The sequence below is a fragment of the Ornithinibacillus bavariensis genome (assembly GCF_018333235.1).
Taxonomy (GTDB): domain Bacteria; phylum Bacillota; class Bacilli; order Bacillales; family Amphibacillaceae; genus Ornithinibacillus; species Ornithinibacillus bavariensis.
The window spans coordinates 432,005-456,246 of sequence record NZ_BORP01000001.1 but is presented as its reverse complement, the minus strand read 5'-3'; the positions used below and the strand labels follow the sequence as shown (position 1 = coordinate 456,246).

Here is a 24,242-nt window from a genome sequence, read left to right as displayed (position 1 = left end):
ATAAATTGCAAAATTTACTTCTCTGATAAACTACTACAGTTTTTATTACTTTCCACCAATCGTATCTACAAAATCAGAGAACTTCTGTTTTACAGTATCCCCGATACTATTATCATTACTAAAGACTGTAGAAATAATACCAACAACAATTACAACTACAGCAGCGATACCTAACCACTCCAGTGTTTGTGATCCAGTTTCCTCCTTTTTCCAAGAATTTAGCTTGTTCATTACCCTTACATAGTAACCATTGATCTTTTTCATTATTCTTCCTCCTATTTTTTAAAATATTGAAAATAAGCTATTTTCACCCAGTAACATATTCATGATCATCAAGCCTGCAATCATCAATATAGATACAGGGGCAATTAAAAAGGTTGTTACAAGTGTTACTTTTGGAGAAGCCTTTGCTGCTAACTCCTTCACTTTCTCCTCACGTATTTGTCGCATATCTTCTGCCTGAATTTTAAAGGTAGTGGCAATTGGAACTCCTAAATTCATCCCTTGAATGAGCGCTTTAATTAGAGATTGGAACTCGGGGTTATCATTACGTCTTAGCAACTCTCGATAAGCCCTTTCTCGCGGCACCCCTAAATCAATTTCATTGTTAAAACGTGAAAATTCTTCTCGGATAGGACCATCAAAGTGTCGAATCACCTCCCGTAAAGCGTGATCAAGACTTACCCCTGCTTGAACACTTGTACTTACTGTGTCCAAGAAGTCTGGTAATTCCTTTCGAATAAGCTCCTGACGTTTCTTAGCCTCCCTTTTAATTAAGAGAATGGGAAGAAAGTAGCCCAAAATAGGAGCAAACGCTAAAATATATTGAGAAAAAGGAAATCCGATGATTAGTACTAATATTCCGATAAATAATCCTATAAAGAATAATAGAATCTTAAGACCTTGAAATCGTTGTACAGTTAATTTAAGAGGATTTCCTGATTTCCTTAACCATTCTTCAACATCATGATTTTCACTAAAAAAATTAATGCGCTGTCCTAAATCCGAAAAATCATCTGCATATTTCGTCATTTGTTCAAACACAGCTGCCCTTTTGTTTTTCTTTTTCTCCTTTTTTTCAAAAGGATCAATATTTGTTACTTCTGAGACATATTCTAGTCGCTTCTTTTTTTCCTGTAAGAAAGTCCACATATGCTTTAAAAATAGTAAAATACATAACCAGAAACCTATGATTGTTATAATTATTAATGCATCCATAACCCTACACCTTTATATCTGTGATCTTTCGAATAATTAAAAACGATAGAACAATAGCACCAATAAATAAAATTAAAATTATGACTCCGAAACCAGAAAAGAGTGGATCAATAAAACCTTCGATAACATTATTCATTACTAGTAATAGAAAAATAGGCATAACTGGAACAATAAACGAAATATACTTCTGTTCAGCTGTCATTGTTTTAATGGTCTGTGCTAAAACCTTACGATCCTCAAATGTATTTGCCATCGTCTCAAGTGTGACAGCTAAATTTCCACCTGTCTTTTTTTGGATAAGTAACGTTGCAATAAACAAATTGAAATCCCTAGATTTATTCCTTTTTTGAACGGAACGGAAGGCAGACTCTAATGGAACACCAAGTTTCAATTCGTTCGAGATCCTTTTAAACTCATCCCCTGCTGGTCCAGTTACCTCTCTTGAAACAATCTCAATTCCTTGTGTAATCGTAAGACCAGAACGCGCAGCATTGGCTAGTAATCTACAAACCTCTGACAATTGTTCATTGAAACGGGCTTCATAATTATTTTTACGAATGTAAAATAATAAGAAATGTGATGCAATCATAATCCCAATAGAAAGCAGTAAACTTAATCGCAATGGCATGTTGAAAATAAAATTAAACAGTACAAATAATATAAGCGAACCAACTAATAGGATTCCTATGTATTCCGATGGTAATAGCTTAAGATTGGCGTTTAGTAATTTGCTTTTAAGCTTTTTTGCACTTTCTTTATTGTCATAGCGTTCGCCTAATTTACTAATAAAGCTTTTTCTTTCTTCCTCTGGAAACCATTTTTTAACCTTATAAGTCCATTCTTTTTTTTTGTCGCGGTAGCCAAGGAAGAAATATATACCAATCAATAAAAATAGCACTGCGAAACTATAGAGTATAGACACGGTGATATTCATCGGAAATCTCTCCTTTCGGCTCAAAAAATGTTTGTTCGAAATGATACCCAAAAATATCAAGGTGGCTTAAGCATTTTGGAATAGTACCAGTTGGCGTATAAAACCCTAATATTTCTCCCTTTTCATTTATTCCTGTACGTTTAAAGTAGAAAATATCCTTAACTTCAATTTTGTTTTCTTTATTCACAGACACCTCTGCTATATTTAGGATTTTCCTTGTCCCATCAGTTAGGCGCTGCACTTGAACTATATAATCTATTGCCCCGACGATATACTCACGAATAATATGAGTAGGTAAATCCATTCCAGCCATTACGACCATCCCTTCAACCCTGTTTATTGCGTCGGCAGGGGTATTAGAATGGACCGTAGTTAATGATCCTTCGTGACCGGTATTCATTGCTTGTAGCATATCAAATGCCTCAGCACCACGGACCTCTCCTACAATAATACGATCTGGCCGCATCCGGAGAGCATTCTTTACCAATTGACGGATGGATATTTCCCCTTTTCCCTCTACGTTCGGTGGCCGTGCCTCGAGTCCAACTGCGTTATTTCGATCCAATCTTAATTCAGCAGAATCCTCAATGGTTATTAAACGTTCACCAAGTGGAATTTCTTTTGCTAAAGCATTCAGAAGTGTTGTTTTCCCACTTCCAGTACCACCTGAAATCAATATGTTTTGCTTGGTTTTAACTAGTGCTTGTAGAAATTCTTCCATGTCCTTCGTAAAGGTTCCGTTTCGTCTAAGGTCCTTCATTTCAAAAGGAGTTCTTCTAAATTTGCGGATAGAAATTATAGTTCCTCCTAGGCTTACCGGTGAAATTACTGCGTTCACACGGCTTCCGTCAGGTAATCTAGCATCAACCATAGGAGAACTCTCATCTATTCTTCTGCCTAGCGGTGCTACTACACGATCAACAATATGCCTTACATGGGATTCATCCTTAAATGAAATATCTACTTGTTCCAACTTTCCTTTTTTCTCGATATATATTTCTTTAGGTCCGTTAACTAGTATTTCAGTGATATCGTCATCCTGAAGTAAAGGCTCTAAAGGTCCGAACCCGACACTTTCATCAATCAATTTAGAGAGAAGTGCTTCTTTATCATGCCTCGGAATCACTACTTTTTCCTCGGTCATAAATTGATTGATATAGCGTTCGATTTTTAACTTTTTCTCTCGTTCATCTAATGTGGTAATCTGATCAAGATTTATCTCAGTAAGTAATCTTGTCTTGTAATGCTCGACCAACTCATCTATGTAGGTACTATTTACATTAAAGTCCGGTTGTAGGTTACCCTTTTTTTCTTTACTAACTTTTTGAAAAAGAGCCATTTACACACCACCTTTTCTCTGTCTGCCAACGTTACGTGAAAGAAGTTTACTACTTTAACATGGAACGAACCCATTTTTGAACGTCTCTTGCTACTGGGGGTAATTTTTTATCCTTTTGTTCTTTTCTCAAAGGAACTCCTTGATTGACAAATGATTGGACTCCCTTCAAATCCCTTCTGACTCTAGCCGCAATTGGATAACCAATGAATCGTTCTAAATCCTTCTGATTCAGTTCATTGTCTTTTCCACTATAGTTAATAATTAGTTCCATCTTCTCATTCATCACTATTCCAAGCTGTTGAAATAATTCTTCCACACTCTTTAGTACACGTATTGCAATAGTGTCATAACTCATAACATAGTAAATTTTTTCTGATTCCTCTAATGTGGTATAAACTCTTTCATCAATCCAAGTGGGAACATCAATAATAATGAAATCATAGCTACGTTTACTTGCTCTAATTAGTCTTAGAATAAATTCTTCATCAATTCGCTCGGCTAATTCTGCATCCCTAGGACTTACTAGTATATCTAGACCCGAATGAGGCTCTTTTTCTGCTACATTGCGAATATGATGCTCGTTTAATTCTTGTATAACTGGATATAAATCAATAATTGTCCTATTACTATCAATACCTAGAAAAGTTTCGGCACTGCCATATTGTAAATTAAGGTCAATAAACAACACCTTAGCAGTAGATTCCACTTTTAGTGTTTGTGCAAATGCAGTACTTAATAGTGATTTACCTGCCCCACCTTTACCACTATAAAATGTAAAAACCTTTCCTCCGCCACGTTTAAAACCTTCCACAGTTGAAGACTGTTCGTGATTAGCAAGCTTCAACTCTGCAATCTCACGAATTCTATCTCCTAATAACCAATCCTCATCTGGCAGAACCAAATATTCCATAATACCCATACGATTTAAATCCCGTAACAACTCGAAATTCGGTATATCACTGATATAAATTAGGTGTGCTTTAGGATATAAGGATAAAACAGTCTGTGCAGTATCTAGCGGAGACATTTCATCCGTTCTCAGCATCAAGACAATTTGAACAGAGAATTTTTTAATTTCATCTATTTCTAGCATTTGAAGTTTATATTCCTGACTAAGTTGTGATTGAATCGAAGAGAGTAAATCCTCGTTATTCCCAATTACATAGATTTCATTTATTCTTTTCATGCAGATCCCCCATTACGATTTGCTTCAATGTAGACTAATAGATTTACTCCTTAGAATCAGTAGTAGTTTCTTTCTCTACATCTTCTTTAGTCGTATCTTTCTTTTCAGAACCTTCTAAGTTGCTATCTTCATTTTCTGGATCCTCAACAGAAGGATTACCTTGATTTGGCATTTGACCAACATTTGCTCGAATTACTCTTACTGTTTCTGCGTAATTTAACATATGGATCAAATCAGTAACTTCATCAAATGGAACTTCAACTTGAACTCCATTAAATTCCTTAGTTTCATTATTTGTCGCAATTCGAGCTACTTTTAAGTCTTTCATAAATACTTCAGTAACTTTCTTCCCCTCTACTTCATGAGAAACGATAATATCGACACGATCCATGTCATATAATCGTTCATCAAAAAAGACATTAGCTGTTTGCAAGATTGTAATTAAACGATTGTTTTCTTCTGTAACAGTTGAGGCTTGTTTTAGCATATTCTGCGTAATAATTTGTCCTTTTGATAGAGGTACAATCGATACAGTATTTTGAAAATCATTCACATTCGTAATATACTCATCTCGTATGTATTTAGCTGGAATTTCTGTAGTAGTAACATCATCAGGAGTAATTAAAGCTCTCGAATAGATCTCTCTATCAGCAACATAAATCTTCACCATAGTTCCAAGATTATCATTAAGATCTTTTACCTTTTGTAAAACAAAATAACCAGATAAAGCTGCTAATAAAATCGCTATAATAAAAAATATAATGGCTCTTCGCTTCGACTCTAACAACTTCTAGACCTCATTTCTTAATTATGTGAATTTTTCCATTTGGTTAGATATACATAAATAATTACATAAAGGTTTCAAAAGTCAATTCCATAAATTACCATGAAAATGCAAGATTAGGACTTTTATAACGGGAGACTTTTTAACTATATCCTTAATTCAATTTCACGTATATTTCACAAAAAGGAATCAAGTCCTACTAATATGGAAAAAAATTACTATTACATTGTCACTATTTGTCAAACTTAGGTAATTATAATCATTTTGAAATTTCTTAAGACAAATACAAATTGTTTACATAAATATTACGTATATAAAAATTAGTTAATTACTCATACTACAAACAGATTATAAAAAGGAGTGACACTAAATGGGTGAGATGACACAATTTCGTCCTGGCGATAAAGCACCAAATAATGGGGTTTATATCGAAATAGGGGAAACAGGTAGTAGTGTGAAGGATCCACAACAGATTGAATTAAATGCTGGAGAAACATTTCCTGACACAACGAATCAAAATCGGGTTTGGAAAAACAAACGTAAGAGTAACCAAGGTACACAAGGAAGAAATGGAGCACGATAGTCTATTAATCCATATTAAAAAGGAGCTAGGTCTCCAGCTAATGGATCCTCTTGCTCCTTTCACCTATTCCTTTTTCAATTCCTCTAATGCTTTTCTAACTTTGCCAGAAGCTCGTAGAACCCCTAATATAGTTGCTAATTTAGCATTTCTATCCAGTTCTTCAGCAACATCTCCGGCACAAAAAAGAAGGCTAATCTAATAAATTAGCCTTCTTTACACCTACATTTGTTCCTCTCTCGTTGGCCCCATAACACCGGGAACCTTTAAGCCTGCCTGTCTTAGTAAAACTGTCATTTGGCCACGATGATGGGTCTGGTGATCAATCATCTTACGTAATAGTGTTCCCCTCTGGATTTGCCCCCCAAAGCTTTGAACTGTCTCCTCTAATTGACCATCTGTAAAAGTCCGAACCTCTTGGATAACATCTTCGGAAATCTTCTTATATGCTTGCACAATTTCCTCAGCATTATTCGGTACATCCTTTGGACCACCTGCTGGCGTAACTGTTAATCCTACTTCACCACAGAAAAATGCTGGTGCTGTCGCCAAATGCCATCCAAGCCACCCTAACGTGTTATGCCCATCCACAATGGATTGATTAAGTTTTTCATCAGTCATTGCCTTAAGTACACGTAGGGTCCCTTCCATTTCGTGATTCCAGTCCTGTAAAAAATCTTCAACTTTTCGATACATACTTTTCTCCCCTTTCCAACTCATTCATCACCATTTTAACCAATTTATCAATTAATTACATGGGACATGCATATATATTAGTAAAAAAATATGAAAGGAGTAGAGATATGAAAACTAAAATTTCCATGCTTGGAGCATTATTAGTGCTTATATTTACATGTCTTATTGACGATCCTGCTGGTAAAATAGAGAATTCATGGTATTATCAATTCGCAAATGAGGACACGATAGATGCAGACGCACAGATCGATAAAAAATATGTCGCAACCACCTATGAATTTATCCTTGAGGATATGAAGGAAGAAGAAGATTATATTATAGAAACATATCGAGAATATGAAATTCATAAAGACAAAGAAGGTAATGTTATTATTCGGATTCCTACATCTAATTATAATTACTTACGCTATGAAAAATAACTACAAACGACATAGGCATTCACCTATGTCGTCTACTTATATATTCCAAAAAACAGCAATTGCCCCTTCTCCTGCATGAACCGCTAACGAAGAGCTTACTTCACCTATTCTAATATCAACATTGGGCATCTCGCTTTGTAGCATTTCTTTTAACGCTACCGCTTTCTCTATTGCATTAGCATTGGCAATATTTATTCTTCTAACAGAATATTTTTCAGCTGACGCTTTCAATAATTCTATAATTCTACGAGTTGCCTTTTTCTCCGATCTAATTCGTTCTTTTAGCCCTAGTTCACCATCAGGCCCAATCGATAAAATAGGCTTTATCTTTAGCAGGTTGCCTAATACAAATTGGGTACTTGACATTCTACCACCTTTGAATAGCTGTTCCAGTGTGCTTAGTAATATTAGATTCCTTTGTCCTTTTGTCATATGACGAAGCTCATTTGCAATTTCTTTGGCATCTTTACCTTCTTCGGAAAGCTCCAGTCCCCTTTCTAGTAAACTAGTTATCGCAAAAGAAAGAGAATAAGAATCTACTACTTCCACTTCAAATCCAGCTGCATCCTTACCTGCCATAGAACTAGAGATTGTTCCACTTAATTTAGATGAAACATGTATGGCAATTACTTGATCATATTCTTCCTTTAATTGTTCATAAAGCGTTTTAAATTTACCAATGTTTGGCTGTGAGGTTTTGGGAACCTCTTTTTCTGTACGAATGATTTCATATAACTTTTCTGAGGTTAAATCGATACCATCTTCATATTCTTCTCCATTTGAAATAATGACAATCGGGACTACATAAATATCTGGATGGGCTTTCAGCTCATCGGTCAAAAATACAGTACTATCTGTAACAAAAGCAATCTTCTTTGTTGGCATACATGTCCCCCATTCTAACTCATTTGATAATTTTTAAGCTACAATTATAGAATATTATACCAAGTATTAGTATCTGGTAACAATACCTTATTGAACATTAAAATTTTCTTTCTTTCCCCGAGCTTGAACCGTATAATAGGAGAGAATGTATTGAAAAAAAGAAAAGGTGTTATCATTATGAGCTTATTAACAGTAAAAGATTTAAGTCACGGATTTGGTGACCGTGCAATATTTGAGAATGTTTCCTTTCGATTATTACAAGGTGAGCATATTGGTCTTATCGGGGCAAACGGTGAGGGTAAATCCATTTTTATGAATATTATTACTGGAAAATTAGAACCAGATGCTGGTAACGTAACTTGGGCAAAACATATCCGTGTTGGTTACTTAGATCAACACGCAGTCTTAAAACAAGGAATGTCAATCCGAGATGTGTTACGAACTGCCTTTCAATATTTATATGATTTGGAAGCAGAGATGAATCAGCTATTTGCCAAAATGGGAGAGGCTTCACCAGAGGAATTGGAAAAACTTCTAGAAGATACAGGTAGAATGCAGGATACCTTAACGAACAACGATTTTTATACAATCGATGCAAAGGTCGAGGAAGTAGCCAATGGACTCGGGTTAAATGATTTCGGACTTGACCGGGATGTACATGATTTAAGTGGTGGTCAGCGTACCAAAGTACTGTTAGCTAAATTACTATTAGAAAAGCCCGAGATATTACTTCTTGATGAGCCAACCAACTATTTAGATTTCGAGCATATCGAATGGCTAAAAAGCTATTTACAAAACTATGATCATGCTTTTATTTTAGTGTCTCACGATATTCCATTTTTAAATAGTGTCGTCAATCTGATTTATCATGTGGAGAATCAAGAACTTACTAGATATCCTGGCGACTACAATGAATTCTTACGCTTATATGAGCTTAAAAAACAGCAGCAAGTTGCAGCCTATAAAAAACAACAAAAAGAAATCGCCAACTTAAAAGACTTTGTTGCACGTAATAAGGCCAATGCAGCTACTGCAAGGATGGCCATGTCCCGTCAGAAGAAGCTCGACAAAATGGACGTAATTGAACTGGATGTAGAGAAGCCAAAGCCAGAATTTAATTTTAAACTTGCCCGTACACCAGGAAAATACTTGTTTGAGACAAAGGACCTTGTGATTGGATATGGTGAACCTTTATCTCGCTCGTTAAATTTATCGATGGAGCGTGGTCAAAAAATTGCTCTCTACGGGGCAAATGGAATTGGTAAAACGACCCTTCTTAAAAGTATTTTAGGAGAAATTACTCCTGTTTCCGGTAGTGTTCAATTAGGTGAAAACCTTCATATCGGTTATTTTGAACAGGAGATTAAGTCCGAAAATAACAATACTTGTATACAAGAAATATGGGATGAATTTCCCCATTTCACACAATATGAGGTACGTGCAGCTCTTGCAAAGTGTGGTCTAACTACGAAGCATATTGAAAGTAAGATCCAAGTGCTCAGTGGTGGGGAAAAAGCCAAAGTTCGTCTATGTAAATTAATTAACCGTGAAACAAATTTACTTGTACTCGATGAACCGACAAACCACTTAGACCCAGATGCAAAAGAAGAATTAAAGCGAGCACTAAAAGAATATAAAGGTAGTGTTCTTCTCATCTCCCATGAGCCCGACTTTTATGATGGGGTAGTAACGGATATGTGGAATTGTGAGGATTGGACTACAAAGGTATTTTAAGCTAATACGCTTATGGATTTGATGGGGTTAAATAATGCCCTTTCAAACTCATAAGCGTTTCATATTCAATGCTTTAATAAGCAATTTTTCAGGTTATGTATTTTATTGTACCATGCTATGTATTTTTAAAACGAGTATATATTTGCTGAGATAGATTCAAAAATAGATATCATAAAAGCCACACAATCCCCCCTAACATCTATCTTTGTCAGTCTTCCATTGAAATATTTCTAAATCGATCCAATCATGTTGTCCAAATGCTATCCCTTCCGCCTCAAGTCTCATCAGCTGCTCATAATAAGATTGTTCATCTTTCAACCCAATTTTCCCTTGCGCATTGATTACTCGATGCCAAGGAAGCTGATACTTCTTACTCATCGAATGAAGGATTCGTACTACTTGCCGTGCAGCTCTTGGCGACCCTGCCAAGCTTGCAATCTGACCATATGTTGCTACTTTACCTTCTGGGATGTTTTGAATTAGTTGGATGACTCTCTCAGTAAACGGTGTCATTGTTGTTCCTCCAATGGTTGTCTTCTCATAAATTAAGCAGTCTTAGTCTTAATCGTCTTTTTCGACAGAGGTTCATTCACGTGGCCTTGCCCATATTAAACAAATAATTCCAGACCAATATCTTTCTACACGCTCAATTTGCAGTCTAGATTTCTCCACTAGCTTAATCATATTTCGGTTACAATGGCAACCAGAAACTTTATTGAAAAGAGGATCCACTATCTTTTGTGTGACTGAAAGAAATGGATTCGTACTTAATCCATGCTCCATCAACAATACTTTACCATCTTTCCTGCACCAATCATTTATTTTGTTCAACGTATCAACAGGATTCGGATAGCCGCACAAGGTTAAAGTCGAAACAATGGAGTCGAACGAATTGGATTCGAATTGTACATGACGAATATCTTTATTTATAAAACTGGTCTTTATATGATGCTTGGATGCTTCTCTTTCTGCACCTCTAATCATCTCTTTACTAAAGTCTACCCCTAATAGCTCATTGACCTTTTCCCTTTCGTAATAGGCGAAATTCGCACCTACTCCAATCCCAATTTCCAATACGCTACCATAAGCGTCTGGTATAATTCTACTTCTCCATTTTACAAGGGTAGGGTTATCCCGATTATTTTCATAGGCCGATACTTGTTTATCATATTTCCTAATTAGCTTCTCCTGTTTCATGGCTAGCTCTCCCTTATTTTAAGGTGGGCATAACGTATTCCTCCTCTACTTTAACACAAAAGAAATCGTACCACTAAATAGATAATCGAAAATTATAAAAATTTATCTTTAGAATAATAAAAGGAGTTAAAAGCAGAGGCTCTTAACTCCAATTTCATCAAAATAATCATTTATCATCAGTTCCGTTTAGAATCATTCCCAAATGAATGATCTTTTATTCTATCTCCTCGCGCCAGCTTCCCCAATTCCAGAATCCTACCTCATCTACCACTAAATTGCTTATCCATTTTTCATCTTTTAAGGTGAGTATTTCTTTAGTTGGTCCTGTAATCACGACTCCATAATGATGAATACCGTTTTTTTCTAAATAGGCTATTCGGTCCTTTAGCCTTAATTTTCCAAAGATTATTTTGTCTGCTTTCTTTTCATGCTCTTGTAAAAAATTTAAGGTTTTATAAAACTGTTGATGTAATAAGGAAGCATTCCCTTCCTCATACTCAGGAGATGAATAGCTCTCAGATACTGTACCACCAATGAACCCCTTCGATTCCTCCCTAGATTCTAATATCATATCATCCTCATGCCATATAGGAAAATTGGGAAAACCAATGGGGTCATGAATGATGCCCTCATTAAATTTATCATTTTCTTCGAAGCCGGTATCAACTGCAAACCAAATTAACTCCATATTTTTTTGACTGAATAACTGAAACACTTTCTCTGTATCCAAAAGATTAGAAAAAGAAACATAGGCAGAAACAACTGTTCCTTCTGGAAGCTTTTCTAATTGGTCCCAATCTGAAGAGCCTGCTTCCTCTACACCTGGAAAAACAAAAGCCGGGCCTTCCTGTGATAGCCTGCCATAATATTCATTCTCTGGATACCCCATTAACGAAAATATATAATTAACCTTCATTTCACCTACGACAACATTTTCATCTCCAATAACCTTCTTGAAATCACGATTAGCCTCTAAACCAAAGAAAGGCTTTACATTAATATCTGTACTACCGTAATACCCATATGGATTTGTTACCGTTAATGTATAATCGATGATATTTCTGAATACCTCTGACCGATCCGGTTTCCCCCAGCCATAATAAACAGAAGTAAGCACCGAGGATACAATTGTAAGTAGTATAAGAATACCTAGTGCGGTAAATGCTGTTTGAAATCTTGCTTTCCATTTACTTAATCGTAAAATTTTCCGTTGTTTTTGTTCATTCATACGATAATCAGTTGATTCTTCAGATGTGTTCTCTTCTAAATATTCTTGATATGTTTCTAGTTTCTCTAATTCCTTCTCTATTTCATCCATTTCGCTTTCTGATAATACACCTTTTTCATAGTCTTCTAGTTTTCGTTTAAAATCATCCGTCATGCTTTGCCCTCCTCTGCCTTATTGTCTGTCGACCTCTAAATAATAAGACCTTAAAATAAGATTGCTTTACATTCATTACGTTAGCTGCTTCATACTGAGAAAAGCCGTGAATATCATGCAAAAGAACTGCCAGCCTATGCTTCTCAGGTAAATTTCCTACTAGACGAATAACCTCATTAATTTCCTCTTGTACGATGATTTCTTCATCTGTTCCTATCTTCTTATCAGATATAAAGGAAAAATAACGTTCATCCTTTATAATCATCTTTTTATGTTTACGGTAATAGTCGATAAACACATGATGTGCTATTGTAAATAGCCATGACTTAATATTTTCTCCTTTATATGTTTCAATATAAAGATGTGCACGGATAAAGGTTTCCTGTACGAGATCCTCTGCTGTATGGTAATTCTGACTTAAAGAAAGGAGAAAATGAAATATATCGTTAAAGTATGCTTGATAAATTTTATTAATAGTATGCTTCATTAGCTCCTCCCCTCAACAATTAAACGCATGAAAATCAAAATGGTAACAAGAAAAAAACACCCTTTCGAAAAATAATAATTCTAAAGGGTGCTCAAAAGGTTAAACTAAATATAAAAGTACACTGAAGAAATGGCAGATAGTGCCGGCTAAAACAAATATATGCCATACCAAGTGGTGAAACTTAAAACCACGCCACATATAGAATATTGTTCCAACTGTATAACATAGACCACCAGCTACAAGTAATGCAACTCCTCCATATGGAACATTATCCAAAATGCGATTCCAGCCAATAACAACCATCCAGCCCATCAATAAATAGAGGATGGTGGAGGTGACGAGAAACTTCTTCACAAAAAATGCCTTAAAGATAATCCCTGCAATAGCTAACCCCCAAACAATACCAAACATTGTCCAGCCAAGCGTACCTTTAATAACGAGTAAAGTGAACGGCGTATACGTACCTGCAATAAATAAATAGATCGAAGAGTGATCAAAAATTTCGAATAAATCTTTTGCCTTCCCCTTTGGAAGTGCGTGTACTAAAGTTGATGAAGTGTATAAAATCACCATACTAGAGCCGAAGATTGTAAAACTAACTACATGTAAAGCTGTACCATTCATAACTGAAAACACAATGAGCAAAACTAAGCCTGCTATACTAAGCAATACACCTATCCCATGTGTTATCGCGTTAGCAACCTCTTCACCGGTTGTAAATGTGTGAGTTTCTGCCAAACCTATCATCCCTTACTTCAAAAATAGTTGTTTATATCTTTTTTATTACCTTATTATAACAACTTTAATCGTCCCTATCACTATTGTTTGTATCTTTAGTCACATCTGTTCTGGAGCTTGTATTCCTAATAGACGTAGCCCTTCCTTTAAGACAGTTTTCACAGCAAATACCAATGACAATCGATCTTGTTTATGAGATTCCTCTAAGATTTTTACTGAAGCATAGTATTTATTAAACGCCTTCGATAAATCAAGTAAGCACTTTGCAATTTGAGATGGATCAAGGCCTAACATAGCTCTCTCAATCGCCTCTGGAAATGAAAGTAATTCCTTTATAATTTGCCATGCTTCCTCATCATGTAACTCTATTTTATAATCAGTTTCTCGTACATAATTTCCCTTTCTTAATAAAGCAGCAGCGCGGGCATGTGTATATTGTACATAAGGACCAGTTTCTCCTTCAAAACGAAGCATGTCTTCTAATGAAAATTCAATATCATTCATGCGACCATTTTTTAAATCATGGAAGATGATTGCTCCTACACCGACTTGCTTAGCAATCTCCTCTTTATCAATTAAATTAGGATTCTTTTCTTCAATATTAGCTAAGGCTAACTGTATTGCTTCCTTAATCACATTCTCCAGTAAAACTACCTTGCCTTTACGAGTGGACATTTTTTTACCATCTCTTAAAATCATCCCAAATGGCACATGGGTCATCCCTTTTTGCCAACTGAAGCCTAATTTTTCAAGTACTGCAAATAGCTGTTTAAAATGTAAGGTTTGTTCATTGCCAACCACATAAATTGACTTGTCAAAATGATAATTGTCTTGACGATAAATCGCTGCAGCTAAGTCTCTCGTTGCGTATAATGTAGTTCCATCTCGCTTTTTAATTAAGCATGGTGGAAAATTTTCAAGTTGCACAACATTTGCACCATCCGATTCCACCAGTAGCCCTTTCTCTGTCAGCAGGTCTACAACTTGCTCCATTTTATCATTATAAAACGCCTCTCCATGATAGGAATCAAAGGTTATCCCTAGTAGATCATATATTTTCATAAATTCCTTTAATGACTCATCCCGGAACCATTCCCACAGATCCATGGCTTCCTTATCACCATTTTCAAGCAATTTGAATGCCTCTCGTCCAAGATCATTCAATATAGGATCTTTTTCCGCTTCTTCATGAAATTTAACGTATAAGGCCAATAATTCTTTTATAGGGCTTCTTTTTACTTTTTCCTCATCACCCCATTTTTTGTAAGCGACGATTAGCTTGCCAAATTGTGTTCCCCAATCCCCTAGATGATTTATTCGGATAACGTGATATCCATGCTTTTCTGCTATCAAGGATAAAGAATTTCCAATAACAGTAGAACGAAGATGGCCCATAGAAAAAGGCTTTGCGATATTAGGAGATGAATAATCAATGGTTATCGTTTTACCACATCCAACATGGAAAGATCCATATCGCTCTTTCTCCGAAAAAATTAATTCGAGGGTCTGCTTTGTTACATACTTCTTGTTAAGAAAAACATTCACATATCCTCCTGTTGCTTCCACTTTTTCAAACAGGGGTACGTTCACTTTTTGCGTAATTTCCTCGGAAATAGTTTTAGGGGATTGACGATATATTTTCGCTAGTTGAAAGCATGGAAAAGCGGAATCACCCATGTGGTTAAACTTTGGTTTTTCAATCATGCTTAAAATTTCCTCTAGCGATAGTACACCATCCAATATTTGTTCCAATGCATTTGCGAATTCTTGTTTGTAATTCATTATTATTCTCCTCCATTTAAAAAAGCCCCCACCTCTTCATTGTTAAAGAGGCGAGAGCTATAATAATCCCGCGGTACCACTCTAATTGTTTTATAACATATAAAAACCACTCTAAATTGATAACGAGGTCTCTCCCCGTCTTTCCCTACTAAGGTTCAGGAAAGCATCTCCAAAGTCCGGTTCATTATTTGATCATGCACTAGGCTTCCACCATCCCCAGCTCGCTTCGCTTTTCAAATAATTACTCTCTTCCTCAACGATTTTAGTTGTAAAAGTTTTTACCATTATACCAATAAAAAGATTACTTGTCATCATCTTCTCGGCTAGGGAGTGTTTCTTTTCCATTTAGAGTGTTGCACCTTCAGTAGCTTGAATTGTAGTTATTTGTTATAATTTTCTTTATCATTACTATATTTTGTAGAAAGGTTTTGTTCATGAGAAAAGTAGAGACATTAATTAAATACGAGAACCCTGATAGTCGTAAGCTACACTATTATTATCAGTACACGTTTGCAATAAACAAAGTTATTGAATTCTTAAATGAAAAATATGGTTTTTCTTTCCAGCTATATAATACCGAGAGAAGAAATGCTGGTGATTTTAACGAAATAATTAGCGATATACTGCAAAATAAACCCGAAGAGCTTGAGTTAGTTGCTAGTGTATACGATTCGTTTGGTCATGCAGATATTTTACCGAAAGATAATGGCAAACACGAGATTAAGCCATCTAGTACGAATAACATTTATTATTTTTCAGTATTTGATATTGCAATAGTTACCCTGCCGGTATATAGTTATGGACACCCGTTTACGGAAAGCTATTTATTTGGAAAAAATGACGGACAAGTCCTCGACTTCCTACAGTATATCGATGATTTAGAGCGTCAGTTTATGCTAGATGGAATTACAGTTTTTACAGATACTGATGAAGGACTTACTAGGTCAAAAGAAAAAATCACTCAGCAGATCGCACGGGAGGACGTATTACTGGAGGATAGGATAAAGACAGATATTTTTCGCTCCATTGATGAATTTTTCCTACATAGCGGGACTTTCTTTAAGACGTACCATATTCCTTATAAACGAGGGATATTATTATATGGCAGTCCAGGTAATGGAAAAACTACGTTAGTTAAATCTATTGCAGGAAGTGTTGCTGCTCCAATTGTTTACTGGCAAATCACAGAATTCACTTCTAGTTACTCAATAAGTGAAATTTTTTCAAAAGTAGTACGTTTAGCCCCGATGGTTCTAGTGATAGAAGATATCGACTCCATGCCTGAAGAATCTAGATCCGTATTTCTTAATACTCTAGATGGAGCAACATCTAAAGAGGGTATTTTTCTAATTGGAACAACAAACTACCCAGAAAAAATCGATCCCGCCTTAATTAATCGTGCAGGACGCTTCGATCGTGCTTATGAAATTAAACAGCCATCTGATATTCTAAGAAAAAATTATTTATTAAAGAAGGGTATCAGCCAATTTATAGAAGAAAATCAACTGGAGAAGTTAATCAGTAAAACAAAAGGGCTATCCATTGCACAGTTAAATGAAGTATATATGTCCATAGCACTTGATTGGCATTATGAGAAACAGGTCGATATAGATAAAATCGTAAATGATTTACAAGTAAATCAAAAGAAAGTACAGAAGCAGGATTGGGTAACGGATGATATAAGTGGTAGAGTAGGATTTTAAATTTTATTAATACATTGACATGTGCTACCTTTAGTTCATAATAAATTAAAAGCTGCTAAAGGTAGCCAAATTATATATAGGAGAGTAGGAAAATGAGTAAATCAAAAGCATTAAAGCACCGAAAAAAACTTGTACGCGAGGGCAGACTAAATCCAGAAATAAATCGCAGCCCCTATGCTCAGTTAAATCTAAGAACAAGAAAAACGAAAACAAAAAAAGATCATGTGTATCGAATGAAACATAAGAATCGTAATCCAAAGCAATGGGAAAACGGTTCTTTTTATTATCTTTTAAAAACAGCTTAGAGAAGCATGTGGATAAGAATTAAAAAGAATAAGGTCATACCGGTATAGAGGTGAACATATCTAAGTTTTATAGTAGGTTTGTATAGTCTCAGCCATCCAGTTAGCACTTGGAATGCTAAGGCAAGTAGTGCCAGTACTCCTACAAGCATTTTCACATTATATATTGTAAATCCATACCGGTAAATAACAAGCGTTCCGTGCAACATAATAGCTAAAAATGCAATATTCCCTGTCCATCGATGAATGGTCACTACCTTCTTTGAAAAGCGTGCAAGTCTTACTTTTGTCCTCCGATTAGGTACATTACGAATTGTTTCAAAAACAGCATTCCTCATCCAGTTATATAAAAACAATAATGCGCCCAAAAGTCCTATCCATACATGTATCTGTATATTTGGATGGTGAACCACATTCCAAACGATGATACCAAGTAATAAAAAATTTAATAGAAACCATTTACTCATGCTTGTCTCCTTTTCCCCAAACGATAAATTACCTTGCATTCTTTCCTTCAAAAACAGCAAAAAGTAAAAAAGGTCTGTTTTACTTCTGTGAATAGCCTAGTTTGCATTTAACTTTGAACCCAGTCCTTTTATTAGAAGTTGGCTTTAGGTATTAGCCTCATTCTTAATGACCTTCATTCAACAGGATACCATGTTACCATCCGGCTAAGCATCTTTTTTTAACAGCAATTCCATTCATCCTAGGATTCTTACGACATATTCCATTAATAAGGTAACATTTTTGAAATAATTGTTAGAATAAAGGATTTTTCTGGAGTTAATTCCGCTTTGTGGAGATTTTTTCAGACTGGAATAACATTCCAATCAATTGCTTATCCAAGTGGTAACCTAGCATCTTTCGTATCTTCTGATGGACTACCATATTTTTCTACTGATAAGTTATGTTACATCTAGTAATCTCTAGTTGTAGCCCAAAACTAGCAAATAACTAGGAGGTTAACAACTTGAATAAACTTAAAAAATTATTAGTTACCGCGACAATGTCATTATCTATTTTGACTTTACCATCTATTGCTGGTGCAGCACCTTATACGGTTCAAAAGGGTGACACTTTCTCGTCTATTGCCAAGAAAAATGGTACTACTATAGATAATTTACAAATTGCTAATAATCGATCTGGAAGTACTTTATTAGCTGGAGAAACTATTAAAATACCAGACTATGTTTCTATCGCTGACAAAGAATTAATGGCAAAGCTAGTACATGCTGAAGCAAAAGGAGAGCCCTATGCAGGGAAAGTTGCCGTAGCAACTGTCGTTCTTAATCGTGTTGATCACAAGGATTTCCCGAACACTATTAAAGGGGTAATCTATGAACGTTCAAATGGACACTACGCATTTACACCAGTAGAAAACGGAGAAATCAACGGTGGATATAAAGCTGAGGATATGAAGGCTGTGAAAGAAGCTATTGCATTTAGAGGACAAGGTAGTGGTTCTATCTACTTCTATAATCCTAAAACTGCAAAGAGCAACTGGATTAAATCACGACAACTAACTTTAACTATCGGTAATCACCGTTTTGCGAAGTAATTTAGAATAAACATAAGATGTGAAAGTATGTCCCGTACCAGCAATTTTACGAATTAAAAATCTTGCCTTTAGAGCAACCTATGATTATCAAAAAAGATGCCTGTCACATCCCATATTCATTAAAACGTGGAACATGACAGGCATCCTTTTATTATACAATCTTTAAACCAGTAACTCCGATAATTATTGCTAGCAGGCTGACCATGCGAAATAGACTTTTCGATTCACCAAAGAATAGCATGTTCATGAGAACAACTCCGCCTGTCCCTACACCGGTCCAGGTTGCATAAGCGATGCTTGTTGGCAAATAATCAAATGAAGCATAAATAAACATAAAGGATAAGGCAAGACCACCGACATAAACTAGTGCATTCGTTACATTTTTTCTTTCATTAAATTTATTCAAGCCCCAAACACCAATTAATTCGTTTACCGCGGCCAACACTACATAGAACCAACCCATTGGTTAAGCAACTCCTTTCTTTTTATTTGGTTTATCATCTGACAACTTAAGCCCAATCACTCCAGCTATTATTAGCAAAATGAAAAACACTTTTCCCGTACTGATATGTTCATGAAAAATAAATGTATCCATTAAAAATGTTCCAACCGTACCAAATCCTGCAAATATTGCATATACCGTTCCAGTAGGTAAACCCTCACACGCTTTTGCTAAAAAGTGTAAATCCATTAGTATAAAAGCTACAATGATTGCCCAATGCCACCAGGTAGATGCCGTATTAAAACCATAAATCCAAACTAATTCTGACAAACTGGTTAACACAACATAAATCCATGATTTATTCATCCTAGCACTCTCCATCATTCGTGACTGACATTCAGTCATTCACCTATTAAAAGAAATTTCCTTTAATCATTAAAGGAAATTATCTATTTCAAATAACTACTCCTATAAAACCTAGCATCTTTTATTACTTAACCTTATGGGATTCGTAACTTTTTCTACTGTCCTATGATTGTTTTACACCTAAGCCGTACATGGAAAACTCTAAAACCTCTTTTTTCTTGATTGCTTCCATATCTTTATCACCATGAGAATATAAAAAAGTTTGTTCTGCGGCTGATTCGATAAGATCAATCAATAGTACTGCAGTTTGATCAGGGTCTAAATCCTCACGAAGAATTCCGTTTTCCTTTGCATTTCCTAGGAACCTACTCATCCAGGAGTAATACTGTGAATATAGCGTTTCCCAGTCCTGTAGGTATTCAGTTGCTGCTAATCCTGCATACACTAAAGCAAAAATTTCACGAAATTCCTTTGTGACAGAGAAAACGACATCGATAACGCCCTCCATTTGCTGTTTGAAAGGATCCTTTATATTTACAGTACGCATAATTTCATGAAGTGTCTTTTCCACCATCACTTCTGCAATAGAAGGGATGACTGATAGCTTTGAAGAAAAATAAATATAAAAAGTTCCTTGAGCGATACCCGCTTTCTTTACGATATCCGATACTTTTGTCTTTTCTAGTCCTTTTTCTGTAAAAACATCCATTGCTGCATGAATTATTCGCTCTTTTTTATTGTCCATTTACTTCCTCCACAGTGACTGATTGTCATTCATTATACACTGATATACTGAAAAGTCAATAGATATAACCCTTTTTAGGCTAAAAAACAACCGACATTCTCTGTCGATTTATAGCTCTTCTTCTTGATTTTACACTTTATCGTTCTAACGTTTTCATGAATACGTACTTTCATTGATTATTTACCATTATTTTTGGATGATAACCAGCAATTTTTCCTTTACCCACTATTTGTTCATGAACTTGAACAGAGTTGATTAAATAAGAGAAAAGCTTATAGGCTTCTCTCTCCATTAATACCATTTATTGAATAGCTAACTGTAATTTCTGCACTTAGTGAATGTGCTACAGTGCAATACTTATTCTTAGATAAATCGATTGCTCGTATCACTTTATCTTCCGGAAGTTCACCTTCTAGCGCATAATGAATATTCACCTTTGTGAACTTCTTTGGATGTTCATCTGCTCGGTCCCCAGATACCTTCATATCAAATGAAGTTGGACTTAACCGCATTTTATTAAGAATCGAAATAATATCAATACCTGTGCACCCTGCCACTGCGCTTAATAGTAGCTCAGTTGGTCTGGCACCAGAATTCTCTCCCCCATCATCCTGTGATGCATCCATTTTTAATTCATGACCAGATGGTGTTAATCCTGTAAAAGCCATTTTCCCATTCCATTTAACAGTCATTTCCATTCTCTTTCCTCCTAAATAAGTTTTCGTTCTACTTACTAGTTTGCCTAGAATTATCCTACTTAACAAGAAAAAAGCTTCATACGTTTAATACATCCGATCACTAATTTGATATAGTATAGATATATTTTTTATAAAAATAGAATATAGAGGAGAGAATTTTAATGCAAAGACTAATATACGAGGATGCTTGGGCAAGGACTATCTCCGAAAAGGATCGAATTATTATAGAGAATAGCTTTAAGAATGCATTACCTAAAGGAAATTCCATTGAAATCACATTAGTTCGATGGGATATGAATTATAAAAATGAATTGCTCTTAATTGCTCTTATCCATAATTATACGAAGCATGACTTTCCTTTTATCAAAAGAAATTTACAGTATGTCCATAATGGAAGAATATTCGCAGAAAATACATTTACTTACCCTAACCTTGTCGTTCAAGCAAGGACAAGCATGCCTTGGACTTTTATTTTTCCAAAAGGAAGCTACAAAGAAAACGAAGAATTTGATAATGGGAGTATAGAAATCGTGGACAGGGCTTGACGCATAGGATAAAGAAGGAAGAAAACACAAAAAACGTTTCCAAAGAAAACGTTGCATGATTCCCCTATTTATGTTACTATAGGCAAGTGATTGCCGATTTCACGATGATGTGATAATAATTATCCTATTTTATTATATCACTTCTATTCGGAGGAGTCAACTAAAAAGAAAAAGATTGGAGTTGATGGAATGGACAATGACGTTAACATTCGTATGGAGCAGAAACGAGTTAATGATGTCATTCAAGAAATCAACATCAAAGAGAAGAAGCTCAATTCGAAAGCAGGAGGATTAAAAGAAAGTATTATTGGTCTCCGCAAAAATTTTTGGGAAGATGTTACAGTTAATCTTGAAGAGCTTGATGATGTTATTGAAACACAGGCTAGTATTAAACAGCAAGCAGAATTACTTTCGGAACGAGAACGATCTCATGGAGAGATTGATAAACAACTTAAAACATTAGAACGCTTAAAGGACTCTCCTTATTTTGGCCGAGTTGATTTTAAGGATGAGACTGATGAGGAATTTGAACAGCTTTACATTGGGATTGCTTCCTTAATGGATCAAAATGAAGAAAATTTTTTAATATACGATTGGCGTGCTCCAATTTCTAGCCTTTACTATGACTTTTCACCAGGTCCAGCTCACTTTCATACTGTCCAAGATACAATACATGGAGAAATCTCTCTTAAACGCCAATATATCATCCGCCAAGGGAAAATTAAAGGTATGTTTGATACAGGTGTTACAATTGGAGATGCATTACTACAAGCGGCACTTGGTCATAATGCAAGTACCTCCATGAAGAGTATCGTAGCAACTATTCAAAAGGAACAAAATAAAATTATTCGCAATGAACGAAGTAATATGCTAATCGTTCAAGGAGTTGCAGGCAGTGGAAAAACCTCCGCTGTACTTCAAAGAATAGCTTATTTATTATATCGTTTTCGAGGAAATCTAACTTCTGATAACCTTTTACTTTTCTCACCAAACCCTTTATTCTCAAGCTATATTTCCAATGTTTTACCTGAACTTGGTGAAACAAATATTAAACAAACAACATTTATAGACTTTCTTCGTGAGGGAATTGAGAAGAATATTTCAGTTGAATCTCCATTTGAACAAATGGAATTTACATTAACATGTAAGAATCCAACCGTATTTGAAACACGAAAACAAAATATTAGGCTAAAATCTAGTCTTTACTTTAAGGATCTTGTAGATAAATATGTCTCTACTCTCCAAACCCAAGGCATTCAGTTTCGAAATATCACATTTCGAGATGCAATACTAATTTCAAAGGAACAAATTTCGGATTATTTTTATGAACTCGAAGAAAATGTCTCCTTACCAAATCGTATGGAAATTGTTTCAAAGTGGTTGTTAAAGGAATTACGTCTAATTCAGAATAGGGAAAAGGACAAGGATTGGGTCATGGAGCAAGTAGAGCTGTTAGATAAAGAATCCTATCTACAAGCCTACTACGAAAACCAACGAATCGATGAAGACGATTTTGGTCTGGAAGAGGATATCCTCCGAAATGAGGTAGTAAAAAAACAGTTTGCAAACGTTCGAAGCCAAGTGCGTAAATTTGCGTTCGTGAATGTTTTAGAAACATATTTTAAGCTTTTTACTGATTGGAATGTAAGTCCGCTCCCCGAAAATTGGGATGCGATACGTACGTTTACGAAGGAAAATCTTCTGAATAGATTTCTCACTTGGGAAGATGCTACTGCCTACCGTTATTTTAGAGGAAAGTTACTTGGGGATCAGAAAAGTCGCTCCGTTCGCCATCTATTTATTGATGAGGCGCAGGATTATACCGCTTTTCAGTATGCATTTATTAAGGAAATATTTCCATATACACGGATGACTTTATTAGGTGACATTAATCAAGCGATATACACATATGGTTCGAGTCTAAACCCACTAATCCCTGAATTTGTAGGAGAAAATCATGAAAGGATTGTACTTACGAAAAGCTATCGTTCAACGAAAGAAATCGTTAACTTCACAAAAAGATTTGCTCCTGGTGGCGAATTAATTGAGCCTTTTGATCGACATGGAGAACCACCAGAAATTATCACACTGGAGGAGGAATCTTCTCTAGTCGATGTATTAACAGAAACCATCCATAATCTACAGGATAAAAAACATGAAACGATAGCAATTATATGTAAGACTTTCCACGAAAGCAATGAGATTTTTAAGCTACTAAAAAGCAAAGTAGCTGTAAAGCAAATAAATGAAGAAACCTATTCATTTGAAAAAGGAATTTTAGTGCTTCCTGTATACTTGGCAAAGGGGATTGAATTTGATGCAGTAATTGTTCCAAATGCATCAAACAATCACTATCACCAAGAATCAGACAGAACGCTATTCTATACAGCTTGCACAAGAGCTATGCATTCCCTAACCATAGTCACAACACATACACCATGTAAATTTCTACAGGAGGCTACTTCTTAGGTATTAGCAGAAAATAGACTTTTAAAAGAAACCGTGCACATGAACTGAAGTCAT

Annotated in this window: 27 protein-coding genes and 1 other annotated feature; of the genes, 8 read left to right on the top strand and 19 right to left on the bottom strand. The window is 35.5% G+C overall.

The window, feature by feature from the left end; genetic code table 11:
• Window positions 1-45 precede the first annotated feature (45 nt).
• From KI338_RS02330 to KI338_RS02305, 6 genes are read right to left on the bottom strand one after another with little or no spacing between them, the layout of a single operon-like run.
• Window positions 46-264, bottom strand: a complete 219-nt coding sequence (locus KI338_RS02330) for a hypothetical protein (RefSeq protein ID WP_212919354.1) — start codon at window positions 262-264, stop codon at window positions 46-48.
• An 18-nt stretch (window positions 265-282) separates the two neighbouring features.
• Window positions 283-1,218, bottom strand: coding sequence for a type II secretion system F family protein (locus KI338_RS02325; protein WP_212919353.1), 936 nt, complete (start codon window positions 1,216-1,218; stop codon window positions 283-285).
• A gap of 4 nt (window positions 1,219-1,222) precedes the next feature.
• Window positions 1,223-2,152: a type II secretion system F family protein gene (locus KI338_RS02320; protein ID WP_212919352.1), complete on the bottom strand. Its 930-nt coding sequence runs from the start codon at window positions 2,150-2,152 to the stop codon at window positions 1,223-1,225.
• Window positions 2,124-3,491 carry a TadA family conjugal transfer-associated ATPase gene (locus KI338_RS02315; RefSeq protein ID WP_212919351.1) on the bottom strand — a complete coding sequence of 456 codons (1,368 nt, stop codon included), beginning with the start codon at window positions 3,489-3,491 and terminating at the stop codon, window positions 2,124-2,126. The genes KI338_RS02320 and KI338_RS02315 overlap by 29 nt, the downstream gene beginning before the upstream one ends.
• 49 nt (window positions 3,492-3,540) lie before the next feature.
• A complete protein-coding gene (locus tag KI338_RS02310) occupies window positions 3,541-4,677 on the bottom strand; it encodes a CpaE/TadZ family protein (protein WP_212919350.1) in 1,137 nt (378 codons plus the stop codon).
• A 43-nt stretch (window positions 4,678-4,720) separates the two neighbouring features.
• Window positions 4,721-5,464, bottom strand: a complete 744-nt coding sequence (locus KI338_RS02305) for a flagella basal body P-ring formation protein FlgA (protein WP_212919349.1) — start codon at window positions 5,462-5,464, stop codon at window positions 4,721-4,723.
• Window positions 5,465-5,831: 367 nt separating this feature from the next.
• Between KI338_RS02305 and KI338_RS02300 the strand changes: the two genes are divergently transcribed.
• Window positions 5,832-6,044: a YjzC family protein gene (locus KI338_RS02300; RefSeq protein WP_212919348.1), complete on the top strand. Its 213-nt coding sequence runs from the start codon at window positions 5,832-5,834 to the stop codon at window positions 6,042-6,044.
• A 219-nt stretch (window positions 6,045-6,263) separates the two neighbouring features.
• On the opposite strand, the gene KI338_RS02295 is transcribed toward KI338_RS02300, so the two are convergent.
• Window positions 6,264-6,737 carry a DinB family protein gene (locus KI338_RS02295; protein WP_212919347.1) on the bottom strand — a complete coding sequence of 158 codons (474 nt, stop codon included), beginning with the start codon at window positions 6,735-6,737 and terminating at the stop codon, window positions 6,264-6,266.
• A gap of 107 nt (window positions 6,738-6,844) precedes the next feature.
• Here KI338_RS02295 and KI338_RS02290 point away from each other — a divergent pair, with 107 nt between their 5' ends.
• Window positions 6,845-7,156 (top strand): hypothetical protein, encoded by a 312-nt coding sequence (locus KI338_RS02290; protein ID WP_212919346.1) that lies wholly within the window; start codon window positions 6,845-6,847, stop codon window positions 7,154-7,156.
• A gap of 36 nt (window positions 7,157-7,192) precedes the next feature.
• On the opposite strand, the gene fakB is transcribed toward KI338_RS02290, so the two are convergent.
• On the bottom strand, window positions 7,193-8,041 hold the full coding sequence (fakB, locus tag KI338_RS02285; RefSeq protein ID WP_212919345.1) for a DegV family protein: 849 nt from the start codon (window positions 8,039-8,041) through the stop codon (window positions 7,193-7,195).
• A gap of 177 nt (window positions 8,042-8,218) precedes the next feature.
• Between fakB and KI338_RS02280 the strand changes: the two genes are divergently transcribed.
• The gene (locus tag KI338_RS02280) at window positions 8,219-9,775 is read left to right on the top strand and encodes an ABC-F family ATP-binding cassette domain-containing protein (protein WP_212920025.1); all 1,557 of its coding nucleotides are present in this window, start codon (window positions 8,219-8,221) and stop codon (window positions 9,773-9,775) included.
• A 192-nt stretch (window positions 9,776-9,967) separates the two neighbouring features.
• Here the strand turns inward: KI338_RS02280 and KI338_RS02275 are convergent, their stop codons facing one another.
• The 6 genes from KI338_RS02275 to argS form a co-directional block, all read right to left on the bottom strand.
• Window positions 9,968-10,288 carry an MGMT family protein gene (locus tag KI338_RS02275; protein ID WP_212919344.1) on the bottom strand — a complete coding sequence of 107 codons (321 nt, stop codon included), beginning with the start codon at window positions 10,286-10,288 and terminating at the stop codon, window positions 9,968-9,970.
• A 72-nt stretch (window positions 10,289-10,360) separates the two neighbouring features.
• Window positions 10,361-10,972 carry a class I SAM-dependent methyltransferase gene (locus KI338_RS02270; RefSeq protein ID WP_212919343.1) on the bottom strand — a complete coding sequence of 204 codons (612 nt, stop codon included), beginning with the start codon at window positions 10,970-10,972 and terminating at the stop codon, window positions 10,361-10,363.
• A gap of 214 nt (window positions 10,973-11,186) precedes the next feature.
• Window positions 11,187-12,353: an anti-sigma factor gene (locus KI338_RS02265; RefSeq protein WP_212919342.1), complete on the bottom strand. Its 1,167-nt coding sequence runs from the start codon at window positions 12,351-12,353 to the stop codon at window positions 11,187-11,189.
• A complete protein-coding gene (locus KI338_RS02260) occupies window positions 12,343-12,840 on the bottom strand; it encodes a sigma-70 family RNA polymerase sigma factor (RefSeq protein WP_212919341.1) in 498 nt (165 codons plus the stop codon). The genes KI338_RS02265 and KI338_RS02260 overlap by 11 nt, the downstream gene beginning before the upstream one ends.
• Before the next feature lie 99 nt (window positions 12,841-12,939).
• A complete protein-coding gene (gene trhA, locus KI338_RS02255; protein ID WP_212919340.1) occupies window positions 12,940-13,578 on the bottom strand; it encodes a PAQR family membrane homeostasis protein TrhA in 639 nt (212 codons plus the stop codon).
• Between the two features lie 99 nt (window positions 13,579-13,677).
• Window positions 13,678-15,360, bottom strand: a complete 1,683-nt coding sequence (argS, locus tag KI338_RS02250; protein ID WP_212919339.1) for an arginine--tRNA ligase — start codon at window positions 15,358-15,360, stop codon at window positions 13,678-13,680.
• Between the two features lie 43 nt (window positions 15,361-15,403).
• Window positions 15,404-15,626: a binding site (T-box leader), on the bottom strand.
• Window positions 15,627-15,794: 168 nt separating this feature from the next.
• On the opposite strand from argS, the gene KI338_RS02245 reads away from it, so the two are divergent.
• Both KI338_RS02245 and brfA read left to right on the top strand, forming a co-directional pair.
• Window positions 15,795-17,063: an ATP-binding protein gene (locus KI338_RS02245; protein WP_212919338.1), complete on the top strand. Its 1,269-nt coding sequence runs from the start codon at window positions 15,795-15,797 to the stop codon at window positions 17,061-17,063.
• Window positions 17,064-17,155: 92 nt separating this feature from the next.
• Window positions 17,156-17,368 carry a ribosome rescue factor BrfA gene (gene brfA, locus KI338_RS02240; RefSeq protein WP_212919337.1) on the top strand — a complete coding sequence of 71 codons (213 nt, stop codon included), beginning with the start codon at window positions 17,156-17,158 and terminating at the stop codon, window positions 17,366-17,368.
• On the opposite strand, the gene KI338_RS02235 is transcribed toward brfA, so the two are convergent.
• On the bottom strand, window positions 17,365-17,832 hold the full coding sequence (locus KI338_RS02235; protein ID WP_212919336.1) for a hypothetical protein: 468 nt from the start codon (window positions 17,830-17,832) through the stop codon (window positions 17,365-17,367). The genes brfA and KI338_RS02235 overlap by 4 nt on opposite strands.
• A gap of 503 nt (window positions 17,833-18,335) precedes the next feature.
• On the opposite strand from KI338_RS02235, the gene KI338_RS02230 reads away from it, so the two are divergent.
• Entirely contained in the window at window positions 18,336-18,923 is a 588-nt protein-coding gene (locus tag KI338_RS02230) for a cell wall hydrolase (RefSeq protein ID WP_244853292.1), read from the top strand.
• A gap of 151 nt (window positions 18,924-19,074) precedes the next feature.
• On the opposite strand, the gene KI338_RS02225 is transcribed toward KI338_RS02230, so the two are convergent.
• The 4 genes from KI338_RS02225 to KI338_RS02210 all read right to left on the bottom strand — a co-directional run bounded on the left by KI338_RS02225 (window position 19,075) and on the right by KI338_RS02210 (window position 21,174).
• Window positions 19,075-19,386 carry a DMT family transporter gene (locus KI338_RS02225; protein ID WP_212919335.1) on the bottom strand — a complete coding sequence of 104 codons (312 nt, stop codon included), beginning with the start codon at window positions 19,384-19,386 and terminating at the stop codon, window positions 19,075-19,077.
• A gap of 3 nt (window positions 19,387-19,389) precedes the next feature.
• Window positions 19,390-19,731: a DMT family transporter gene (locus KI338_RS02220; RefSeq protein ID WP_212919334.1), complete on the bottom strand. Its 342-nt coding sequence runs from the start codon at window positions 19,729-19,731 to the stop codon at window positions 19,390-19,392.
• A 163-nt stretch (window positions 19,732-19,894) separates the two neighbouring features.
• Window positions 19,895-20,476 carry a TetR/AcrR family transcriptional regulator gene (locus KI338_RS02215; protein WP_212919333.1) on the bottom strand — a complete coding sequence of 194 codons (582 nt, stop codon included), beginning with the start codon at window positions 20,474-20,476 and terminating at the stop codon, window positions 19,895-19,897.
• A 272-nt stretch (window positions 20,477-20,748) separates the two neighbouring features.
• Window positions 20,749-21,174 (bottom strand): OsmC family protein, encoded by a 426-nt coding sequence (locus KI338_RS02210; RefSeq protein WP_212919332.1) that lies wholly within the window; start codon window positions 21,172-21,174, stop codon window positions 20,749-20,751.
• A gap of 161 nt (window positions 21,175-21,335) precedes the next feature.
• Here KI338_RS02210 and KI338_RS02205 point away from each other — a divergent pair, with 161 nt between their 5' ends.
• Both KI338_RS02205 and helD read left to right on the top strand, forming a co-directional pair.
• Window positions 21,336-21,719 carry an SLAP domain-containing protein gene (locus KI338_RS02205; protein WP_212919331.1) on the top strand — a complete coding sequence of 128 codons (384 nt, stop codon included), beginning with the start codon at window positions 21,336-21,338 and terminating at the stop codon, window positions 21,717-21,719.
• 189 nt (window positions 21,720-21,908) lie between these two features.
• Window positions 21,909-24,188: an RNA polymerase recycling motor HelD gene (helD, locus tag KI338_RS02200; RefSeq protein ID WP_212919330.1), complete on the top strand. Its 2,280-nt coding sequence runs from the start codon at window positions 21,909-21,911 to the stop codon at window positions 24,186-24,188.
• The last annotated feature ends 54 nt before the right edge of the window (window positions 24,189-24,242 follow it).